Source organism: Saccharopolyspora sp. MMCC62 (assembly GCF_057736575.1).
In genome coordinates, this window is record NZ_JBYKCM010000006.1 from 149,452 (window position 1) to 167,550 (window position 18,099).

General features: G+C 75.4%; 9 protein-coding genes. All 9 read left to right on the forward strand.

Annotated features, from left to right (window positions below; genetic code table 11):
* Nucleotides 1-101: 101 nt before the first annotated feature.
* Genes AC29IT_RS16250 through AC29IT_RS16290 form a run of 9 tightly spaced genes read left to right on the forward strand, consistent with a single transcriptional unit; the run spans nt 102 to nt 18,086 of the window.
* Nucleotides 102-1,649 (forward strand): ABC transporter substrate-binding protein, encoded by a 1,548-nt coding sequence (locus AC29IT_RS16250; protein WP_488219252.1) that lies wholly within the window; start codon nt 102-104, stop codon nt 1,647-1,649.
* Nucleotides 1,649-2,635, forward strand: coding sequence for an ABC transporter permease (locus AC29IT_RS16255; protein ID WP_488219253.1), 987 nt, complete (start codon nt 1,649-1,651; stop codon nt 2,633-2,635). Before AC29IT_RS16250 ends, AC29IT_RS16255 begins: the two co-directional genes overlap by 1 nt.
* Nucleotides 2,635-3,435 carry an ABC transporter permease gene (locus AC29IT_RS16260; protein ID WP_488219254.1) on the forward strand — a complete coding sequence of 267 codons (801 nt, stop codon included), beginning with the start codon at nt 2,635-2,637 and terminating at the stop codon, nt 3,433-3,435. The genes AC29IT_RS16255 and AC29IT_RS16260 overlap by 1 nt, the downstream gene beginning before the upstream one ends.
* Nucleotides 3,432-5,366 carry an ABC transporter ATP-binding protein gene (locus AC29IT_RS16265; RefSeq protein ID WP_488219255.1) on the forward strand — a complete coding sequence of 645 codons (1,935 nt, stop codon included), beginning with the start codon at nt 3,432-3,434 and terminating at the stop codon, nt 5,364-5,366. The genes AC29IT_RS16260 and AC29IT_RS16265 overlap by 4 nt, the downstream gene beginning before the upstream one ends.
* Complete coding sequence (locus AC29IT_RS16270) at nt 5,356-10,827, forward strand: non-ribosomal peptide synthetase (RefSeq protein WP_488219256.1); 5,472 nt, start codon at nt 5,356-5,358, stop codon at nt 10,825-10,827. Before AC29IT_RS16265 ends, AC29IT_RS16270 begins: the two co-directional genes overlap by 11 nt.
* Entirely contained in the window at nt 10,824-12,608 is a 1,785-nt protein-coding gene (locus tag AC29IT_RS16275) for an ABC transporter ATP-binding protein (RefSeq protein WP_488219257.1), read from the forward strand. Before AC29IT_RS16270 ends, AC29IT_RS16275 begins: the two co-directional genes overlap by 4 nt.
* The gene (locus AC29IT_RS16280) at nt 12,605-14,350 is read left to right on the forward strand and encodes an ABC transporter ATP-binding protein (RefSeq protein ID WP_488219258.1); all 1,746 of its coding nucleotides are present in this window, start codon (nt 12,605-12,607) and stop codon (nt 14,348-14,350) included. Before AC29IT_RS16275 ends, AC29IT_RS16280 begins: the two co-directional genes overlap by 4 nt.
* Nucleotides 14,347-15,378: a saccharopine dehydrogenase family protein gene (locus AC29IT_RS16285; RefSeq protein ID WP_488219259.1), complete on the forward strand. Its 1,032-nt coding sequence runs from the start codon at nt 14,347-14,349 to the stop codon at nt 15,376-15,378. The genes AC29IT_RS16280 and AC29IT_RS16285 overlap by 4 nt, the downstream gene beginning before the upstream one ends.
* Nucleotides 15,375-18,086: a methyltransferase gene (locus AC29IT_RS16290; RefSeq protein WP_488219260.1), complete on the forward strand. Its 2,712-nt coding sequence runs from the start codon at nt 15,375-15,377 to the stop codon at nt 18,084-18,086. Before AC29IT_RS16285 ends, AC29IT_RS16290 begins: the two co-directional genes overlap by 4 nt.
* Nucleotides 18,087-18,099 lie beyond the last annotated feature (13 nt).

Below are 18,099 nucleotides of genomic sequence, written 5' to 3' on the forward strand. Positions count from 1 at the left end.
CCCCCTCCCGCCCTCCGGTGGGACTCGCATCCGAACCAGATGAAAACGATCATCGATGTCGATCCGGTGGTGCGCCGGACCGGGAAAGCAGGAGGCACGCCATGATCCGCTCTCGCCGCGAGTTGTTCCGGCTCGCCGGGATCGCGCTGGGCGCGGCCGGGACCGGTGCGGTGCTCGGCGGCTGCGCGAGCGGTGCCGTCGGCGGCGGACCCGTCGCGGAGGACACCGGCCGGGTGCCGCGCCGCGGGGGAGCGCTGCGCGCCGCGTTCGGCGGAGCGGGTGCCGCGGAGAGCCTCGACCCGTTCGCCGGGGGCGCTCCGGTCGACCTGGTCCGCAGCGGCGCCGTCTACGACACGCTGTTCGCGCTGCACGACGGCACCGCCGAACCCGCGCTCGCGCTCGGCGTGGAGGTCGCCGCCGACGCGCGCTCGTTCACCCTCCGGCTGCGCGACGGGGTGCGCTGGCACGACGGTGCCCCGTTCAGCGCCGCGGACGTGGTGCACAGCCTCCGCTACATGACCTCGCCGGACCGGCCGTACCCGAGCGAGCTCGGCAGCTACTTCGACGTGGCGGGCGCCCGGGCGCTGGACCGGCTCTCGGTGCGGGTGCCGACCTCGACGCCGATCGGCGATCCGGCGCTGCTGCTCGCCGCGTTCCCCGCGAAGATCGTGCGCGCCGGGGCGTCGTTCGACCAGGCCATCGGTACCGGTCCGTTCCGCGTCGCCGAGTTCGAACCCGGCAGGCAGACCCGGCTCGTCCGCTTCGACGACCACTGGGACGGCCCCGCGCCGCTGGACGAACTCGTGCTGCTGAGCCTGCCCGACCAGCAGGCGAAGGTGAACGCGGTGGCCGCCGGGCAGGCCGACTACGCGGGCGACGTCCCGTTCGTGCAGGCCCGCACCGGCGCGCCGAGCCCCGAGCTGGAGATCCGCACCGCGGGGCCGCGGCAGCGCACCGGCTACGCGTTCGTGCTCAATGCGACCAAGGCGCCGTTCGACGACCCGCGGGTGCGCGAAGCCGTCCGCCTCGGCATCGACCGGCAGGCGCTGGTGGACACGGCGCTGCTCGGCTTCGGCGTGCCCGGCAACGACCTGTTCGGCGCGGGCAGCGCGTACTTCGACGACCGGCCCCCGCTGCCGCGGGACGTGCGGCGGGCCCGCGCGCTCGTGCGGGAGGCGGGTGCGGAGGGTGCGCGGGTGGTGGCCCGCTCCGCCGAGTACGAGAACGGCTACAACGCCGCCACCGAGCTGTTCGTCCAGCAGCTGCAGGAGATCGGGCTCGACGCGCAGGCCCAGCTGGTCGGGCTCGCCGAGTTCTTCGAGAGCTCCGCGATCGCCGCCGCCGACTCGGTGACCTTCGCGCTCGGCACCTACCCGCTGGCCGTGGCGTACGGGCGCCTCGGCGGGATCCCGTCGCTGTCGTTGCCCGACCCGGAACTCGCGGCGGCGCTGGAACGCGCGATGGCGAGCACCGCGGAACCGGACCGGGTCCGCGCCTGGCAGGACGTGCAGGCCGTGATGTTCGACCGCGGCAACACCGTGGTGTGGGGGTTGGCCGACGTGCTCGGCATGGCCCGCCGCGAGGTCGCGGGACTGGAGATCCGGGACCAGGCGAAGTACCCGTACTTCGGGAAGGCCGGGCTGGCCTGATGGACGCTGCGGGAACGAGAACCGAGCTCGGCGCCGGGTGGCGCGCGCTGCCGCGTCGCCTCGCGATCAGCGTGCTGCTGCTGGTGCTGCTGTCGTTCGCCGTGTTCGTCGGCGTCGACCTGCTGCCGGGCGATCCGGTCACGGCCCGGCTGGGCGCGACCTCGACCCCCGAGCGGATCGCGCGGCTGCGCGCGCACCTCGGGCTGGACCGGCCGGTGCTGGTGCGCTACGGCGAGTGGCTCGCCGGGTTGCCGCACGGCGACCTCGGGAGGTCCGCGACCGGGCGCCCCGTCGGCGCGCTGCTCGCGGACCGGGTGGGGAACTCGGTGCTGCTGGCCGGGTTGGCCTGGGTGCTGCTGGTGCCGTGCTCGCTGGTGCTGGGCGTGCTCGCCGCGTGGCGGCGCGGGCGCGCGGCGGACCGGGTGATCTCCACCGGAGCGCTGCTGCTCGTGTCGGTGCCGGAGTTCGCGGTGACCGGCGGGCTCGTCGTGGTGTTCGCGGTGACGCTGCGTTGGCTGCCCGCCGTGTCGCTCGTGCCCGCCGGGACGAATCCGCTGCTGCGGCCCGAGATGCTGGTGCTGCCGGTGCTCGGTCTGCTGCTGGCCGGGCTGGCCTACGCGACGCGGGTGATTCGCGGTGCCGCGGTGTCCGCAGTGGACTCCCCGCAGGTGGAATTCCTGCGGTTGAGCGGAGTTCGCGGCCCGGTGGTGCTGCGCCGCGCCGTGGTGCCGGCGGTGCTGCCGGTGGCGGTGCAGGTGTGGCTGGTCACCGCCGTCGGTTCCGTCGGCGGTGCGGTGCTGGTGGAGAACATCGTCGGCTACCCGGGAATCGGGCAGCTGCTGGTCTCCTCGGTGCAGACCGGGGACCTGCCGGTGGTGCAGGCGCTGGTGCTGCTGCTGGGCGCGGCGATGTTGCTGGCGCTGGTGCTGGCCGACTTCGCCGTGGTGCTGCTGACACCGCGGCTGCGGACGAGGGCGGTGCGGTGATGCGCGCGCTCTCGATCCGGCTGGGCTGGGTGCTGTTCGCGGCGGTGCTGTTGCTGGTGCTGCTCGGCCCGGAACTCGCCCCGCACTCGCCGAGCAGGCCGATCGGGCCGCCGTTCGCCGCACCCGGCTCGATCGGGCTACTCGGCACCGATCACCTGGGTCGCGACGTGCTGTCCCGGATGCTGCACGGCGGCAGGCCGCTGCTGCTGACCAGTGCGGTGGCCGCGCTGTGCGGATCGGCGGTGGGGGCGTCGGCCGGGCTGTTCGCCTCGCTGGCCGCCGGGTCGCGTCGCTGGGCGGCGGCGCTCGTGCTGCGACCGCTGGACGTGCTGGCCGCGGTGCCGCCGATCCTGGTGCTGCTGCTGGTGCTCACCGCGCTGCCCGGCCGCGCCGGGCTCGTGCTGGCGGTGGTGCTCACCGGCGCCCCGCTGACCGCGCGGGTGGCGCGCGCCGCCGCCGACCAGGTGCTCGGGCGCGGTCACCTGGAGGCCGCGATCGCCCGCGGCGAGGGCTGGGGCTGGCTGCTGGGCCGCGAGGTGCTGCCGCTGGTCACCGGTCCGCTGCTGGCGGATGCGGTGCTGCGCTTCGTCTCCGCCGTGTACCTGGCCGCCGCGGCCGGATTCCTCGGGGTGAGCGGGGCGGATTCGGACTGGGGCCTGCTGATCGTGGAGGCGCTGCCCGGCGTGTCGTTGCAACCGTGGGCGCTGCTGGCACCGGTGCTGGGCATCGCGCTGCTGGCCGTCGGCACCCACTTCACCGCCGACGGCGTCGCCCGGCGGGCCAGGAGCGTGATCGCGTGATCGCCGAACTGCGCGGGTTGCGCGTCTCCGCGGACGGAGCCCCGGTGCTCCGCGGCGTCGATCTGTCCATCATGGACGGTGAGGCCGTCGGGCTGGTCGGGGCCTCCGGTTCCGGCAAGACCACGATGGCGCTGGCGCTGCTGGGTGCGCTGCGGCCCGGGCTGCGCCACGACGGCGGCCGCGGCCTCGTCGCCGGGCGGGACGTGTTGCCCGCACCGGAGCCGGGGCTGCGCGGCGGGCTCGTCGGCTACGTCGGGCAGGACCCGGGGGCCGCGCTGAACCCGTACGCGACGGTGCGCGGCACGCTGCTGACCATCACCGGCCGGGTGCCGCGGCGGCACCGCACCGAGCACGTCGCCGCACTGCTCGACCGGGTCGGCCTGGACGCCGAACTCGCCGCGCGGTACCCGCACCAGCTCTCCGGCGGGCAGCAGCAGCGCGTCGTGCTGGCGGCCGCGCTGGCGCGGCGGCCCCGGCTGCTGGTGCTGGACGAACCGACCACGGCGCTGGACGTGTCGGCCCGCCGCGAGGTGGCCGCCGAGCTCGCCCGCTGCCGCGCGGACGGGGTGGCGCTGCTGTGGATCAGCCACGACGTGGCGGCGCTGCGGTCCCAGGTGGACCGGATCGTGGCGGTCGCGGACGGCGAGGTCGTCGAGACCGGCCCCGCGGGTCCCGGGCTCGCGGCGGACCGGTTCGACGGGGTGCGGCACCGGCCGGCCGCGGCGCGGAACCCGGGCGCCCGAGCACCGGACGGGTCCGGTCGGGACCGGGGCGAGCCGTCGTGCCACCCGGCCCCCGCGGCCGACCTGACATCCGTGGGCGCTGATCTGCCCGCCGAGGGCGCCGACCTGCTCCAGGTGCGCGGGCTGTCCGCACGTCACGGTGCGCGCGAGGTCTTCACCGAACTCGACCTGGACGTGCACGAGTCCGAGTGCGTCGCGGTGCTCGGCATCTCGGGCGCGGGCAAGAGCACCCTCGCCCGCAGGCTCGCCGGCCTGCACCCGGCGGGCGGCGGAGAACTGCTGTTGCGCGGCGCACCGCTGCACCCGGACGTGCGGCGGCGCGACCGGCTCGGCCGGGCCGGGCTCGCGCTGGTCGCGCAGCACCCGGCCGACGCGCTGCACCCGCGTCAGGACGTGCGCACCGCGCTGGACCGGCCGCTGCGGCTGCTGCGCTCCATGCGGGACGCGGCGGAGCGGACCGCGGAGGTCCGGCGGCTGCTCGACGCGGTCCGGCTGCCCGTCGACCTGGCCGACCGGGACCTGGCCGACCGGCTCCCCGGCGAGCTCTCCGGCGGGCAGCGGCAGCGGGTCGCGCTGGCCCGCGCGCTGGCGGGACGTCCGCAGGTGCTGGTCTGCGACGAGGTGACCTCGGCGCTCGACGCCGGCACGCGCGACGAGGTGCTCGACCTGCTGGACGAGTTGCGGGAGCGGCTGCGGCTCGGCGTCGTGCTCATCACCCACGACCCGGAGATCGCGGCGCGGCGCGCCGATCGGGTGCTGGTGCTCGCCGGCGGGCGCATCGCCGCGTCCGGTGCCGCCGCCGAGCTGCTGGGCCCGGATCCGACGGCCGCCGCGCTGCGGTTGCTGGCCCGGCGGCCTGGAACCGGGGCGAGCTCTTCCGGGTCGAGCAGCCCTCGGCCGAGTGACCGACCGAGTGGCCCTCGACCGAGCGGCACCGACTCGGCCGGTTCCGTCGCCGCCCAGCACGAGCCCGATCCGATCGACCCCGGCCGGAACACCTCCGACCAGCACGCCCCGGAGCCGAACGCTTCCGGCCAGGACGTTCCTGAGCCGAACGCTTCCGACCGGGACGTTCCTGATCAGAACGCCCCTGATCAGAACGCTCCTGAACCGACGACCCCTGATCAGACCACCCCCGACCCGACCGGCCCCGTGCCCGGCGAGGAGTGCCACACCCATGAACGCTGACGAGATCATCTCCGAGCTCCAGGACAGGGGTGTCCGGTTGTGGAGCGAGGACGGTCAGATCCGGTTCCGCGCCCCGAAGGGAGCGCTCACCGAGCAGCACCGCGCGGCCCTGCGCGCGCACAAGGACGCGGTCCTCGCGCTGCTGGACCGCGAGCAGGACGCGGGTCAGGTGCGCGCCGACCCGGGCTCGCGGGGGGAGCCGTTCCCGCTCACCGACGTGCAGACCGCCTACCTGCTGGGCAGGCGCGATTCCTTCGGCTACGGCGGCGTCGCCTGCCACGGCTACCTGGAGGTCGGCTACCCGAGCCTGGAGCCCGCCGCGGTCGTCGCGGCGTGGAACCTGCTGATCGCGCGGCACGACATGCTGCGCGCCACGGTGTCCGCGGACGGCTACCAGCAGGTGCTGCCGGAGGTGCCGCGCTGCGAGGTGGCCTGCACCGACCTGCGCGGCGCCACCGGGGACGCGGTGGCCGCGCACCTGGCCGCGGTGCGGGAGGACCTGGGACACCGGCGCTACGACACCGAGGTGTGGCCGCTGTTCGAGCTGCGGCTGACCCGCACCGACGAGGGCGACCTGCTGCACTTCTCGCTGGATTCGCTCATCGCGGACTGGGGCAGCGCCGGGGTGCTGCTGGATGAGCTGGACCTGGTGCTGGCGGGCCGCGCGGCCGAGCTGCCGGAACTGGAGATCACCTTCCGGGACTACCTGCTCGCCGAGCGCGGGCTGCGCGACACCGCCCGGTACCGGCGCGATCGCGAGTACTGGAAGTCCTTGGTGGACGAACTGCCGCCCGCACCCGAACTGCCGGTGCGCACCGGGGGTGACACCGGTGAGGTCCGCTTCGACCGGCACCGGTTCCGGCTGTCCGAACAGGACTGGAGCGAGTTGCGCGCGCGGGCGGGCGCTCGCGGGCTGACCGCGGCGAACGCGGTGCTCGCGGCCTACGCCTCGGTGCTGGACCGGTGGAGCGCGCGGCGCCGCTTCACCCTCAACCTGACGCTGCTGAACCGGCTGCCGCTGCACCCGCAGGTGGACCGGCTCGTCGGCGACTTCACCTCGGTGAGCCTGCTGGACGTGGACGGGATGTCCGGGACCTCGCTGGGGGAGCGCGCCGAACGGCTCGGGGCGCGGCTGTTCACCGACCTGGACCACCGGTTGCACTCCGGCGTGGAGGTGATCCGCGACCTGGCCCGCACCCGGGGCCAGGAGGCGGCGCTGATGCCGGTGGTGTTCACCAGCGCGCTCGGTCTCGGGCCCAGCGGCGGGTCCGGGGCGGGCCGGGTGCTCGGCGAGGGCATCACGCAGACCCCGCAGGTGTTCCTGGACTGCCAGGTCAACGACGGGTCCGGGGAACTGGTGGTGGACTGGGACGTCCGTCGCGGCATCTTCCCCGCCGGGCTCGTCCCGGACATGTTCGCCGCGTTCGAAGAGCTGCTGCGCGCGCTGGCGACCGACCCGGCCACCTGGGACCGGCCGGAACCGGTCGGGTTGCCCGAGTGGCAGCGGGCCGAGCGCATCCGGGCCAACGACACCGCGGGTCCGCTGCCGGACGGCCTGCTGCAGGACGGGGTCCTGGACCGGGCGGCCCGCGAGCCGGACGCGATCGCGGTGCGCCACCCGGGCGGGGTACTGCGGTACGGCGAGCTCGCCGGGCTCGCGACCGCGGTGGCGCGGCGGCTGGACGGGATCGGCCCGGGAGAGCGTGTCGCGGTGCTGGTGGACCGCGGTCCCGAGCAGGTGGTGGGCGTGCTGGGCGTGCTGCTGGCCGGCGGCTGCTACCTGCCGATCGACGCGAACCAGCCGCGGGTGCGCCGGGACCGGGTGCTCGCCGACGCCGGGGTGCGGCGGGTGCTCGTGCAGTCCCGCACCGACGACCTGCCGGATGGCTTGGTGTCCATCGAGCTGGATCGGATCGAACCCGCCGCCACCGCACCGCCGCGGCCCGGCACCGCACCCGACGACCCGGCCTACGTGATCTACACGTCCGGTTCCACCGGGGCGCCGAAGGGCGTGGTGCTCAGCCACCGCGCCGCGCGGAACACCGTCGACGACATCACCGAGCGGTTCGGCGTCACCGCCCGGGACCGGGTGCTGGGGCTGGCGCGGCTCGGCTTCGACCTGTCCGTGTACGACGTGTTCGGGGTGCTCGCCGCGGGCGGGGAACTGGTGCTGCCCGATCCGGAGCGCGGCGCCGACCCCTCGCACTGGGCGGAACTGGTGGCCGAGCACGGCGTGACGCTGTGGAACTCGGTGCCCGCGCAGTTGCAGATGCTGGTGAACTACCTCGATTCCGAGCCCGCGGTGCTGCCGAGCCTGCGGCTGGGCCTGCTGTCCGGCGACTGGATCCCGGTGACGCTGCCGGAGCAGCTGGCCCGGTTCGCCCCGGGCACCGAGCTGGTCTCGCTGGGTGGCGCGACCGAGGCGGCGATCTGGTCCATCCACCACCCGATCGACCGGGTGGAGCCGTCCTGGACGAGCATCCCGTACGGAACACCGTTGCGGAACCAGGGTTTCCGGGTGCTCGACGCGGACTGGCGGGACTGTCCTGTGTGGACGCAGGGGGAGTTGTGCATCACCGGTGCCGGACTCGCGCTCGGCTACCTCGGGGACGCGGAGCTCACCGCGGACCGCTTCGTCGAACACCCTGCGGACGGGCAGCGGCTCTACCGCACCGGTGACCTCGGCCGCTACCTGCCCGGCGGGGAGGTCGAGTTCCTCGGCAGGCGCGACGACCAGGTGAAGCTGCGCGGCCACCGCGTCGAACTCGGCGAGGTGGAGGCCGCGCTGCTGGCCCACCCCGAGATCGGCGCGGCCGCCGCCGTCGTCGCGGGTGCGGGCGCGGAGCGCGCGCTGCTCGGCTTCGCCGAACCGGCCCGCATCGCCGAGCCCGACCGGGACGAGCGCGGCCGCGAACGGCTGCGCGCGGCCGCGGCCAAGTTCGCCGACCGGCAGGTCGCGGGCATCACCGCGGCGGAGGTGGAGCACTACCTGCACGACCTGCACCGCGCCGCCCGGCTGTCCATGCTGCACGCACTGCGCGCCCGCGGCGCCTTCGCCGCGCCGCGCGACGAGGACGCGGTGGTCGACGCCGCCCGGCCGCACGAGCGGCATCGCTGGCTGGTGCGCCGCTGGCTGCGCTGCCTCCTCGACGGCGGTGAGCTCGCCGAGCGGGACGGGCTGCTGCGGATCGTCGACGACGTCTCCGGCGAGGACGTGGAACGCGCCTGGCGGCAGGTGGAACGGCACTGCGAGCGCGGCCTGTGCACCCCGGGCTTCGTGCGCTACCAGCGCGACCACGTCGGCACGCTGCACGCGCTGCTGGACGACGAGCAGAACCCGTTCGAGCTGCTGTTCCCGCAGGGCCGCGACGAACCGGCGCGCGCGGTGTACCGGGACGACCCGGCGATGCGCTACGCCAACCACGGTGCGGCCGCCGTGCTGCACCGCATCGCCGCCGGGCACGACGGCCCGGAACCATTGCGGGTGCTCGAACTCGGCGCGGGCACCGGCGCCACCACCGCGGCGGTGCTGCCGCTGCTCGACGGGTTCGAGGTGGACTACCTGTTCACCGACGTCACCCCGTTCTTCCTGCCCGCCGCGCAGGAGGAGTTCGCCGGCGTCCCCGGTCTGCGGTTCGGGCTGCTCGACGTGGACGGCGACCTGCGGGCGCAGGGCGCGGCGCCGAACTCCGCGGACGTGGTGCTGTGCGCCGGGATGCTCAACAGCGCCCGGGACGTGGCCGCCGCGGTCCGCACCGCCGTGGAACTGCTCGCCCCCGGCGGCTGGCTGGTGTGCACCGAACCCACCGGCGAGCACCCGCAGATCCTGCTCACCCAGGGATTCATGATGGATCCCGCGGACGGCGACCGGGAGCGCGGCGCGAGCACCCTGCTGGACCGGGACCGCTGGCGCGCACTGCTCGCCGAGGCCGGTGCCGAGGAAGTGCTGTGCCTGCCCGCGGACGACCACCCGATGGCCGCGCAGGGGATGCACCTGTTCGCCGCGCGGGTGAAGGGCGATCGCGCGGCTCCGCACCCGGTGGCGCTGGAGCGGTTCCTGCGCGAGCGACTGCCCGCGCACATGGTGCCCGCGCACCTGCAGCTGGTGGACGCACTGCCGGTCACCCGCAACGGGAAGATCGACCGGGCGGCGCTGGCCGGGTGGCGGCCCGCCGAACCCGTCGGCGCCACAGCGGTGTCCGAAGTGGACGGTGGGGATGAACTCGGGGCGCGGCTGTGCGCCCTGTGGGCCTCCGCGCTGGGCGTGCAGCGGATCGGGCCGGACGAGAACTTCTACCAGCGCGGCGCGGACTCGCTGATCCTGGCGCGCGTCGCGGGCCGGTTGCGCGAGGAGGTCCCGGAGGCCGCGGAGTTCGCCTACGACACGCTGCTGCGCCAGATGCTCAACGAGCCCACCGTGACCGCGCTGCTCGCGGCGCTGCGGGTGGGGCGGGAGCCGGCGGTGGCGCCGGTGCGGGGAACCCGCGGCAACTCGCTGCTGGTGCCGTTCGGGCCGCAGGACGGCGACGGGCCGGTGCGGGTGCTGTTCCACGCGGCGCTCGGCACGATGGACTACTTCCAGCACCTCGGTGCCGCGCTCGCGGAGCAGCGGCTCGGGCCCGTGGTGGGGCTCGCGGTCGCCGACTGGGACGACTACTGCGCGATCCCCGCCGAGGACCTCATCTCCCGCGTCGCCGACGACTACGCCCGGCGGCTCGCCGACGAGGGACACACCCGGTTCCAGCTCGTCGGCTACTGCCTGGGCGGGCTGCTGGCCACCGAGGTGGCGCGGCGGCTGGCCGAGCGCGGCCTGGAGGTCGTGGACCTGACGCTGGTCGACAGCATCCCGATGTTCATCGAGACCGACGAGGAACTCGCCTTCGAGTCGATCTTCGTGCCGAACCTGGGGCTGGACCCGGTCGCGTCCGTGTTCGGGCCCGAGGTGGACGCCGCGGACGTGCACCGCGCCGTGCAGACCCTCATGGAGCAGTGCTCCGGGAAGGTCCCGGCCGGGGCGATCGCCGCGCTGCGCGACGACCCCGGACTCGCCTCGGTCGCCGACGCGGCCGGCCGCCGTTCCCGGCTCGACCAGCGGGACCGGCTCGCCGAGTACGCGCGCGCCGCCGCGGAGAACGCCGGGGTGCCGGTCGAACCGGAGATGGTGCCGACGCTGTTCCGGGTGTGCAGGCACAGCATGATCGCCGCCCGCTTCGACCCGGAGCCCTACGCCGGGGACATGCGGTTCCTGCGGGCCGACCAGCAGCAGACCTTCGGGCTCACCGCCGGGGTCGGGCACCTCGCCGCGCCGTTCTGGGAACGCACCTGCCTCGGCGGGTTCGCGGTCACCGACGTGCCCGGCGACCACTTCAGCGTCATCGAACCGCCGCACGTGCACGTCGTCGCGGACCGGTTGGCCGAACCGCTGCGCGCGGACCACGAGGAGCAGGGAGAGCAGGCATGACCACAGCCGTCGAAGAGAAGGGGACCTCGGCGCTCGCCGAGCTGCGGCGCCCGATCGCGCCGATGACGCGGCTCGGCGTGCTGCTCGGCGGGATCGGCGCGCTGACCACGCTCGCCCCGTTCGTCGGGATCGCCGAACTCGGCCGCACGCTGCTGGCGCCCGGACCGCTGGACGCCACCCGGGTCGCCTGGACCGCGGTGATCATCGCGGTCGGCACGGTGCTCGGCTGGAGCTGCACCGGCGCCGCGCTGTGGATCACGCACCTGGCCGACGGCCGGTTGCAGGCCCAGCTGCGCCGCAGGCTGGTCCGCAAGCTCGGCGAGGTCGGGCTCGGCTGGTACTCGGAGACGAACTCCGGCCGGGTGCGCAAGGCCGCGCAGGACGACGTCGACGACCTGCACCACCTGATCGCGCACCACGACGTGGAGCTGGCCGGGGCGGTGGTGCTGCCGCTGGGCGGGCTGGCCTACCTGCTGTGGGTGGACTGGCGGCTGGCGCTGCTGGCGCTGGCGACGCTGCCGATCTACTTCGTGGCCTACGGGTTCATGATGCGCGGGTTCGCGGACAAGATGCGCGAGATGGACTCCGGGTTCGCCCGGGTCAGCGCCGCCATCGCGGAGTTCGTGCACGGCATCGCCGTCGTCAAGTCGTTCGGCCAGACCGGCAGGGCGCACGCCGGCTACCGGCGCGCGGTCGACGAGTTCGGCGAGCGCTACGCCGGGTGGGTCCGCCCGGTGCTGCGGCTGGAGGCGCTGACCTCGATGGCGCTGTCGGTGCCGGTGATCGCGCTGGTCGGCGTGGCGGGCGGCACCTGGTTCGTGCAGCGCGGCTGGGTGACGCCGATCGACGTACTCGCCGAAGTGCTGGTGGCCGTGGTGCTGCCCTCGACGCTGCTCACCCTCAACCAGGGCTTCACCGCGCAGCGCAAGGCCGTCGCCGCCGCCGAACGCCTCGCCGGTCTGCTGGCGGTCCCGGCGTTGCCGGTCGCCGCGGAACCGCGCAGCCCGCAGGGGAACCTCGTCGAGTTCGACGCGGTGGAGTTCGGCTACGCGGCGGACGAACCGGTGCTGCGCGGCGTGGACCTCACCTGCCGGCCCGGCACGGTCACCGCGCTCGTCGGGCCGTCGGGCGCGGGCAAGTCGACGCTGGCGAAGCTGCTGCCGCGGTTCTACGACGTCACCGGCGGCGCGATCCGGCTCGGCGGCGTCGACGTCCGCGAGATCGCGCCCGCCGAGCTGTACCGGCACGTCGGGTTCGTGCTGCAGGACGTGCAACTCCTGCACGGCACCGTCGCCGACAACCTGCGGCTCGGCAGGCCGGACGCGACCGAGCGGGAACTGGTCGCCGCGGCCGAGGCCGCCCGCATCCACGAGCGCATCACCCGGCTGCCCCGCGGCTACGAGTCGGTGATCGGCGAGGACGCGGTGCTCTCCGGCGGAGAGGCGCAGCGCGTCTCCATCGCCCGCGCGCTGCTCGCCGACACCCCGGTGCTGGTGCTGGACGAGGCCACCGCCTACGCGGACCCCGAATCCGAGGCCGAGATCCAGGAGGCGCTGTCCGCCGTCGCGCGCGGCCGCACCGTCCTGGTCATCGCGCACCGGCTGTCCACCATCACCGACGTCGACCGGATCGTCGTCGTCGAACGCGGCCGCGTCGCCGAGCAGGGGACGCACGCGGAACTGCTCGCCGCGGACGGCCGCTACGCGCGCATGTGGGCCGAGCACGAGCCGACCACCGACAGCACCGCCGGGGCGACCGGCGGGGAAGGAGCCGCACGATGATCAGGCACCTGGCGACGATCCTGGGGCCGCAGCACCGCGGTGCGCTGCGCTCCTACCTGGCCTGGCTGGTCGCGTACGCGGTGCTGGAAGGCCTGGCGATGGCCTTCCTGGTGCCGGTGCTGGGCGCCGTGCTCGGCGGGGACACCGGTGCCGCGTGGCGCTGGCTGGGCGTGCTGGCGGTCGCCGTGCTGGCGACCTGCGTCGCCCGCTACCAGCAGGCCATGCAGGGTTTCCGGCTGGCGCTGGTCACCCTCGGCACGCTGCACCGCCGCCTCGGCGATCATGTGGCCTCGCTGCCGCTGGGCTGGTTCAGCTCGGAGAAGGTCGGCAGGCTCTCCCGCAGCGCCACCGGTGGCACGTTCATGGTCACCAACGTGTTCGCGCACCTGCTCACCCCGGTGGTGAGCGGTGTCGTCACGCCCGCGACGGTGGCGGTGGCGATGCTGGTGCTCGACTGGCGCCTCGGCCTGGTGATGGTGCTGGCCGCGCCGCTGCTGTACCTGGTGCACCGCTGGTCGGCGCATTGGATCGGGCGGTCCGAGCAGCAGCGCGACGCCGCCGACGCGCTCGCCGGGAACCGGGTGGTGGAGTTCGCCCGCAACCAGCAGACGCTGCGCGCGTTCGGCCGCGGTGCCGAGGGCTACGCGCCGCTGGAGGAGGCCATCGACGGCCGCGGGCGCGCCGCGGGCCGGATGCTCACCGAGACGATGCCGCGGCTGCTGGCCGCCGGCCTCGCCGTGCAGCTGTCCTTCGCCGCGCTCGTCGCGGTCGGGGTGGCGCTGGTGCTGGAGTCGGCGATCGAGCCGGTCACGCTGGTGGCGCTGCTGGCGCTGGCCGCGCGGTTCGTCGGCCCGCTCACCGAGGTCGCCGGGCTCAGCGGCATGGTGCGGATGGCGGGCAACGACCTGCGGCGGCTCGCGGAGATCTTCGACGAGCGGCCGCTGGCCGAACCGGCGGCGGCCGCCGAGGTCACCCGGCGCGGGGAGATCGAGTTCGACGCCGTCCGCTTCGGCTACGACCCGGCGAACCCGGTGCTGCGGGACGTGTCGCTGCGGGTTCCCGCCCGCACCATGACCGCGGTGGTCGGTGCCTCGGGTTCCGGCAAGACCACCATCACCCGGTTGATCATGCGGTTCTTCGACGTGGACGCCGGGACGGTCCGGGTCGGTGGCGCGGACGTGCGGGAGCTCGGCACCGCCGGACTGGCCGAGCAGGTGTCGCTGGTGATGCAGGACGTGTACCTGTTCGACGACACCCTCGAAGCGAACATCCGCATCGGCAGGCCCGCCGCCACCGAAGCGGAGCTGCGCGAGGCCGCGCGGCTGGCCGGCGTGCACGAGATCGTCGACCGGTTGCCGCAGGGCTGGGCCACCCCGGTCGGCGAAGGCGGCGCCTCGCTCTCCGGTGGCGAGCGCCAGCGGGTGTCGGTGGCGCGGGCCGTGCTCAAGGGCGCGCCGATCGTGCTGCTGGACGAGGCGACCGCCGCCCTGGACCCGGAGAACGAGCGCTACGTGCAGGACGCGCTGCGCAGCCTGATGCGCACCTCCACGCTGGTGGTGATCGCGCACAAGCTGCCGACCGTGGTGGCCGCGGACCAGATCCTGGTGCTCGACGACGGCCGCATCGCCGAACGCGGCACGCACCAGGAGCTGCTGGCCGCGGACGGCCGGTACGCGGAGTTCTGGAACCGGCGCACCCGCAGCCGCGGCTGGCGCCTGGTGTCCGCGGAGCAGGACCGGTGAGCCCGCTCGTCGGCATCGTCGGCGGTCGCGGGGACGTCGGTTCGCACGCGGTGCGGGCCCTGCGCGGCCGCGGGTGCGCGGTGCGGATCGGCGGGCGGAGCGCGCCCGCCGGGCCGGACGAGCGCGTGGTGGACTTCCGATCGGAGTCCACTGTGGATGACTTCTGTACCGGGCTGGACGTGCTGCTCAACTGCGCGGGGCCGTCGCGGGAGATCGGCGATGTGCTGGCGGTCGCGGCGCACCGCGCCGGGGCGGACTACGTGGACGTGGCCGGGGACGAGGCGCTGCACGCTCGCCTCGACCCCGCCGCGCCGCGCGTCGCCGTGCTCTCGGCCGGGTTGCGGCCGGGCTTGACCGGGCTGTTCCCGCGCGCGGTGGCCGCCGAGTTCGACCGGGTCCGCACGCTCGAAGTCCACTTCGGACTGCTCGACCGGTTCACCGAGGTCGCCGCGGCGGACTACCTGCACGGCGTCGCCGAGGGGCTGACCCGGCCGTCGGCGGGCTGGCGCCGCGGGGTGCGCCGCACCGGCGAGGCGCGGCGCACCGACGTCGAGCTGCCGCACTTCCCGGGCCGGGTCACCGTGCTCACCCAGCTCAGCACCGAGGACGAGCGGCTCGCCGCCGCGCTGGACCTGGAGCGCGGCGACTGGCGCACCGTGCTGTGCGGCGAGCAGGTGCCCGCCGTGTTCGACCGGGTGCGCGGGATGGATGCGGCCGAGGCGGTCGCCGCGCTGCGCAGGGCCAGCCTGCTCGACCTGGCCGGGCGCGCCCGCTTCGTGACGATGACCGTCCGCGCCGACGGGGAACGCGGGGGTGCGCTCGATTCCCGCACCGCCGTGCTGCACGGGGCGGGCAACGCCGAGCTCAGCGGGGAAGTGGCGGCGGCCGCCGTCGCCGCGGTGCTCGCCGGAGCCGTGCCGCCCGGGCGGCACTACGCCGCGGACGTGCTCGACGCCCGCGCGGTGCTCGGCCGGTTGTCCGCGCAGGTGACGTGGCCCGCGGACGACGACGAGGAAGGTGTGCTGTGAACGTGCCCCTGGACGCGCTGCGGCGCGTCGAGCGGACCAGCCTGGCCGCGATGCTGCGGGTGCTGCGGGACGCGGTGGGAGCCGAGCCCGCGACCGACTCCGGGCTCGTGGCCGAAGTCCGGCAAGCGACCGAATCCCGGCCCGTGACCGACGCCCGGCCCGTGACCGAAGCCCGGCTCCGCCGTGCGCTGCTCGTCGCACCCCGCCACGAGTGGCTGCTGCGGCGTTGGCTCGTCGCGCTCGGCGAGGCCGGGCTGCTCGGGTCGGAGCAGGGCCGGTACCGGCTCGCCGAACCGTCCGAAGTGGACGTCGACGGGCTCGCCGCGGACTACCGGGAACTCGGCTTTCCGGACGGCATGGCGCGATTCCACCGCGCCGCGCTGGACCGGCTCCCGGAACTGCTGCGCGACGAGGTGCGCGCGCAGGACCTGCTGTTCGACGGCGACGACGTGCTCGGCGCGCTCACCGCGTACCAGCGCAACGCCTTCACCGACCACCTCAACGAGGCCTGCGCCGAACTGGTGGTCGCAGCCGCCGCGGGCCGGGACACCCCGCTGCGCGTGGTCGAGCTCGGTGCCGGAGGCGGCGGCACCACCGAGGCCGTGCAGCGCGCGGTGCGGGCCGCCGGGGTGCCGGTCGAGCACCGGTTCACCGACGTCTCCCGGCTGTTCGCGCCCGTCGCGCAGCGGCTCGGGCTGGCGGCGGAACTGCTCGACGTGGACGCGGACTTCGCCGCGCAGGGCTTCGCGGCCGGTGCCGCCGACCTGGTGCTGGCGGGCAACGTGCTGCACAACGCCCGCCACCTCGGCGAGACCCTGGCCCGCATCCGGGCGCTGCTGGCGCCGGGCGGGGAGCTGGTCTGCACCGAGTCGGTGCGGGACAACCGCGCGATGCTCACCTCGATGGAATTCCTGCTGTCCACTTCGGATGGTGCGGCCCGGCACACCGACCGGCGGGCCGCGACCGGCGAGGTGTTCCTGGACGACGCGGGGTGGCGCGCCGAGCTGCGCGCCGCCGGGTTCGAGCTGCGGGCCGTGCACCCGGAACCCGCCTCGCCGTGGGCCGCCGCCGGGCAGCTGCTGTTCCACGCGGTGCGCCCCGCCGACACCGCCGCCACCGACCTGCTCACCGGGCTCGGCGACCGCGTGGTGCTGGAGACCGGCACCGCGACCCGGACCGCCGACCAGGTGCGGGCGGCCCTGGACGGCGAACCCGAACGGGACGAGCGGCTGCGCGGCTTCCTCGCCACGCTCGACGCGGGCACCGGTCTCGCCGCCGCGCTCGGTCCGGAACCGGGGCGCACCGGGATGCTCACCGGCGACGGCGCGGCCGCGGTGTGGGCCGCGGGCGGCACCGCCGTGCTCGGCGACCCGATGGGAACCCCCGCCCGGCTGCTGGCCTGGCTGGAACGCGCCGAGGTGACCACCGCCGTGCTGCCCGCCGGGCAGGCGCGCGCCCTGCCGGAGCTGCCCGCGGCGCTGATGACGGACCTGTCCGCGCTGCGCCGCGTGGTGCTCACCGGCGCCGAACCCACCGCGGCCGACGCGGCCGCCTGGGCGGAGCTGGACGTGCAGCTGCGCGGAGTCGCGGCTCCGCGACCGGACGGGGACCTCGCGGCGGAGGTGGCGGCCGCCGCCGACGCCGAGATCGCCGGGCTCGACCAGGACGCCGCGCTCGACGCGCTCCGGCTCGTCGACGCGGCGGCGCTGCGCTCCATGCTCGCCGCCCTGGTCCGCGCCGGATGGCCCGCCGCAGGAGGGGAGTTCACGGCGGCGGAACGGATCCTCGACGCCGCCGCGGTCGCCCCGCGGCACCGCGGGCTGGTGCGCCGCTGGCTGGCCGCACTGGCGCGGGAAGGCCTCCTGCGGCAACGGAACGGCGAGTACGCGCCCGTGCCCGGACACGCGGAGCTCGTGCGGATCGACGACTGCTGGCGGCGGGCGCGGGAGCGCTGGCTGGCCGCGTTCGGCGCCGCCGAGACCGTCGACTACGCGCGCGGCAGCGCCGAAGCACTGCCCGCGCTGCTCACCGGCCGCGAGCAGGCGGTGCTGCTGCTGTTCCCGGAAGGCCGCACCGACCTGGCCCGCTCGCTGTACCGGGAGAGCATCACCGCCCGCTACCAGCAGCGCGCCGTCGCCGCGCTCGTCGCCGGAGCCGCCCGCCGCGCCGCCCGCCCGCTGCGGGTGCTGGAGGTCGGCGCGGGCACCGGCGCCACCACCGAGGTGGTGCTGGGCGCGCTCGGCGGTGCGCGGGTGGACTACCTGTTCACCGACGTGTCCCGGTTCTTCCTCGACCAGGCGCGGCAGCGGTTCGGCACCGCGGTGCGCTACGGGCTGTTCGACCTCGACACCGACCCGGAGGCGCAGGACTTCACCGAAGAACCCTTCGACCTCGTCCTCGGCGCCGGGGCGTTGAACGCGGCCACCGACACCGACGCCTCGGTGCGCCGGCTGCGCGAGCTGCTCGTCCCCGGCGGGCTGCTGGTGCTCACCGAACCGACCGCCGAGGAGCCCTGGGTGATGGCCTCGCAAGGCCTGCTCATGGCCGACGCGCACGACGACCGCGCCGGGTCCGGGAGCACGTTCCTGTCGCTGCCGCAGTGGCACGCCGTCCTCGACGGCGCCGGGCTGCACCGGGAACCGGACCTCCCGCCACCCGGGCACGTGCTGGAACCGCTGGGTCACCGCGTGTTCCTCGCCCGCGCCTGAAAACACCGCTGCG